Consider the following 4,421-nt stretch of genomic DNA (forward strand, 5'->3'; position numbering starts at 1 on the left):
TTCGATTGCTATGAATAATTAACGAGGATTATGATGCAGCCATCATTTGATAAAAATAAAGCAAGATTTTCTTTGCTTCCCCTACTCACCTTTGTTGCTATTTTTTTAGGCTCAGGCATATATTTACAATCTCAAGGGGTTGATTACGCGTTTTATCAACTCCCAGCACCAGTCGCTATTTTACCCGCGATTGTTTTAGCCTTTATTTTAAATAAAACCAGCATCAACCAAAGCGTAGAAACCTTTATAAAGGGCGTAGGTAATAACAATATTATTACCATGTGTCTTATTTACTTACTAGCGGGTGCTTTTTCGGCGGTTGCTGGTGCTACCGGCGGTGTGGATGCGGTTGTTAATGCCGGACTTTCACTTATTCCCCCTTCGTTACTACTACCTGGTTTGTTTTTGATAGCGGCGGTTATTTCTACTGCTATGGGCACATCAATGGGAACTATTGGTGCTATTGGCCCAATTGCCTATGCTGTATCTATTAAAACAGGGATTGATCCTGCTTTAATGGCCGGTACCATTGTATCTGGTGCTATGTTTGGTGATAACTTATCAATAATTTCTGACACCACGATTGCTGCTACCCGTACGCAAGGCTGTGAAATGAAAGATAAGTTTAAAGAAAACCTTAAAATTGCAGTTCCGGCCGCCATACTCACTATTGCATTGCTATTATTTTTAACGCCTGCAGCACAAGTAGTTGATACCAAAGACTACGATATTTTATTAGTACTTCCTTATGCCTTTATTTTAGTCCTGGCGGTAATGGGCTTTAATGTGTTTGTCGTGCTGTTAAGCGGTATTGTGTTTGCCGCATTAATGGGCTTTACCGGCAGCTATGAAGGTGCAAGCTTTGTAAAAGATATTTACAAAGGCTTTAGTGAAATGCAGGAAATATTTTTACTGTCTATGTTTATTGGTGGCCTCTCTGAGTTTATTCGTATTAATGGCGGCCTCGACTATATCGCTCAAAAAATTCAAGCTATTACTAAAGTCATTGCCAAATGGCACCGTAAAGTAGCCGATCAGTTAGGGATCGCGGCATTAGTTGTCACCAGTAATATGTGTATTGCCAATAATACCGTGTCTATTATTGTGACAGGCCCTATTGCTAAAAAACTGGCTGATGATGGCGAAATTAGTGGTAAACGCTCTGCCAGTTTATTAGATATTTTTGCTTGTGTAACCCAAGGGTCTTTGCCTTATGGCGCGCAAGCATTATTACTCGGTGCTACATTTAAAATTAGCCCATGGGATGTTTCAACCTCATCTTACTACTGCTTTATTTTAGCTTTTACCGCGATTGCGGTGATTTGCTTACGTCGTAATAAAGCTTAAAGCTTGTTTAAACAGTGTATTAGCTGCGTGCTAATGCACTGTTTATCTCAATAAATAATTAACAAATTAACCGTGTTTGCTATAATGTGATATTCAGCGTGTCACATAAAATATGGTTATGAAAATTAAAAACTTACTTCCTCTCGTTGCACTAAGTGTGTGTGCCTTAAGTTCAACAGCTACCGCTGCTAATTGGAGCAATACGGCGCTTCATATTAACAACGGCAACCACAAAAACCCATTTACTGAACAAAAATCTAATACCACGGTGTACTCAATTGAACATGCTTCTGGGCATGATTATGGCGATAACTTTTTCTTTATTGATTACAGTACCGACAGCAACGATGATGGCTTTCAAGATCAAGACTTTTATTTTGAAGGTTACTCTACCCTTAGCTTATCTGCTGTAATGGACGAAAAAGTAGCGTCAGGGGCGCTCGTTGATGTTGGTCTAACCATGGGTATTAATGCTGCTGGCGATGCTAAAGTAGTTAAATATTTACCAGGCGTAAAATTAAGCTGGGATGTGCCTGGTTTTAATTTCTTTTCAACCCTTATCAGTGCATACATTGATGATAGCGAAGGCGTTGCAAAAGGCGGTGCCCCCATTGAAACTAACAGCTGGATGTTTGATGTAGCCTTTGATTACCCGTTCATGATTGGCTCGCAAAAGTTTAACGTAAAAGGCCATGCAGAGTACATTGCTGAACGAAAAGATGAGTTTGGTAACGATGTGCGTGCTTGGTTTTTAGCCCAACCTATTATTGTATGGGATATGGGACATGCGCTAGAAATGAAAGAAAATACCTTACTGTTAGGTATGGAATGGCAATACTGGCACAATAAATTTGGTACTGATGTTAGCGAATCAGTACCACAAGTTCACTTAGAGTGGACTTTTTAATAACAAAGTAAATTAAAAAGTGCGAACCATTTCGCACTTTTTTAAATTCAAAAATATATGTTTTATCTAATTGTTAACCTATCGGCAATTAACTGAGAAGTAGTCGTCCCCGCTCTTTACTTCTAACTCAGGAAAATGTGTTATCAGACGGTTATAGCCTTTTTTAGATCGGATTTTGAGAGCAAATGAAGCTCGAAGATGTTGCGATTCAATGTGAACTCCATTGCGAATAAAAAAGTCTATAAATGCTTTATTTTTCTTATTTTCATAGGTAATTGGATCACCGGAATGAATAGAGAGTTCCGAATAATTTTGGATAAAGAAATAAAGAGGATCCAATTCATTCTTATTATCAAAAGCAACGCCACCCAGCCTAGTGTTTAATATATCGAAGGGTTCAAAAACGCCTTCAGCTGCAAAACTATTCAATAAACTCTGCGCATCTTTTAACTGCTCGAAATTTAATGAATTAAGCCACAATGTTAATCCTTTTAATCCTGCCAACCCTCCTAATAATTCCGAATGACTACTCAACGGTTTTAAACCCACATTACTTAGTCTAGCTATAATTTCTTGCTCATTTAAGCTAGTTGCTTGCAGGTAATCTCGAGCAAAAATAACTGCTAAAATAGATTTTGTTTCAGGTAACAAAACAGGTAAATCTAAGGTTTCTAAATCGAGTTCTTGTAATGAGGTGTTTTGATTACCAATTGCTTGATTAATTATCTTACTCACTGTAGTAATCTGACTTTTTATTAACGGAGAGTTATGTAAAGCTTTTTTATTTTTACAGTGCTTAAATTCAGATGAAGATTTAATCTTTGCAATAAAAGGCTGATCTTTAAATGTTTCAATTTCATTGGGTGTTAATTCACGGCTTGTAAGCCAATCCGTCGTTGATTGACACTTTTTGAGGTCCAGTTGTTGTTCGTCAGTTAATACGGATTCTTTTATATTCAGTTGCAATATAGGGTTCGGTTTCTCTATATCATCGATTAAAACGATTTTAATAACGACCCCTTCGTTATTTAATTTCTCAACCCCCTTATTAACCTCTTCGTTACTAAACCAAGGATGTGTAATTTTTTGATAATAAACCTGCTTATCTAATAACCCTAAAAGAGTTAAGAACAATTTATGATCTGTTGGATTAGTAATTTCATAATCTTCACCACCTATAATAGTGAGAAAATTCAATGCTAATTTATTATCGAAGCTTACATCTGATAACTTTAAATCAGGGTAACGCTGCAAAAGCATAATAGCGGATTGTAACTGCTGTTTAGTCAACAACAGATTTAAAATTGAATTTAAAGGAGAAAGTTGATTATTGTTAAGTACATCATATGGGATTTCTGAAAAAGTCCGTTCAATTTCGTTAAAAATTTCAACGGCAGAGGTATTTGTTGAGCTGACCTTTTTGTAAATCGTATCTGTGGGCAAGTTTTTCCAAAGTTTATCCAAAAGGTCAGTGTAATCAACAACAGTTGTTATATTTAAGTCCGGTGCGTTAACGTAATCGTATTGAGCGATTAATCTTTCACTATTCGGTATTGATTGTAAAATCGGAAGCAACTTTTCAACTGACTCTGCTAATGCCGCTTTATCGTACCAAGTTTTAGCTACTGACCAGTAACTCGAAAACCATATTGCCTCGGCGACCTGCTTTGCTGTATACCCGTTTTTAAATGCTTGTGAAGCTTTTAGCTCAATATCACGTTCATTATTATCTCGTAACTGATACTGCTTATAATTTAGCTCTTTGCATTGCTCCTCATTCGGGGTATCAGTAGGAAATGGCTGTTTAACATAAATATTTTTGGCGTTTGTGTTATTCCCGAAATTAACTTTTGGCTTTTTAATATCAACATTGGCTTCTGTTGGTGTAAGCAGGGTTGAATTATGACGCTTACTGGATAATATACTGAAAACTGTAACTAAGCTGATCAAAACAACGCTAATGATTACAACTATTTTTTTCATCCTTGAATTTTCCTATTTAGCCTATTACAAACTACATGTTCTCATTTTCAAGTTAGTTTGATTAAGCTCGCAAACTAATGTTAAACGAGCTTATAAGGTTTTGTTAAAACTTACACTGCGGGTTTTTACCTTTTGCCTTAGCTGCTTTTTGCTCACTAAGCGCTTTACTCATTTGTGACTGCAA

General features: G+C 36.6%; 3 protein-coding genes. 2 read left to right on the forward strand and 1 reads right to left on the reverse strand.

The annotated features are described in order from the left end of the window. Positions 1–33: 33 nt before the first annotated feature. Together Q0688_RS22235 and Q0688_RS22240 are read left to right on the forward strand one after the other, a co-directional pair. Positions 34–1,347: a Na+/H+ antiporter NhaC family protein gene (locus tag Q0688_RS22235; RefSeq protein WP_138626311.1), complete on the forward strand. Its 1,314-nt coding sequence runs from the start codon at positions 34–36 to the stop codon at positions 1,345–1,347. A 112-nt stretch (positions 1,348–1,459) separates the two neighbouring features. Then, positions 1,460–2,254: a nucleoside-binding protein gene (locus tag Q0688_RS22240; RefSeq protein ID WP_081762902.1), complete on the forward strand. Its 795-nt coding sequence runs from the start codon at positions 1,460–1,462 to the stop codon at positions 2,252–2,254. 78 nt (positions 2,255–2,332) lie between these two features. On the opposite strand, the gene Q0688_RS22245 is transcribed toward Q0688_RS22240, so the two are convergent. Further along, positions 2,333–4,237 carry a hypothetical protein gene (locus tag Q0688_RS22245; protein ID WP_299082545.1) on the reverse strand — a complete coding sequence of 635 codons (1,905 nt, stop codon included), beginning with the start codon at positions 4,235–4,237 and terminating at the stop codon, positions 2,333–2,335. Positions 4,238–4,421 lie beyond the last annotated feature (184 nt).

Origin of the sequence: uncultured Paraglaciecola sp. (genome assembly GCF_937123705.1) — a bacterium.
In the GTDB taxonomy this organism is placed as follows: Bacteria; Pseudomonadota; Gammaproteobacteria; order Enterobacterales; family Alteromonadaceae; genus Paraglaciecola.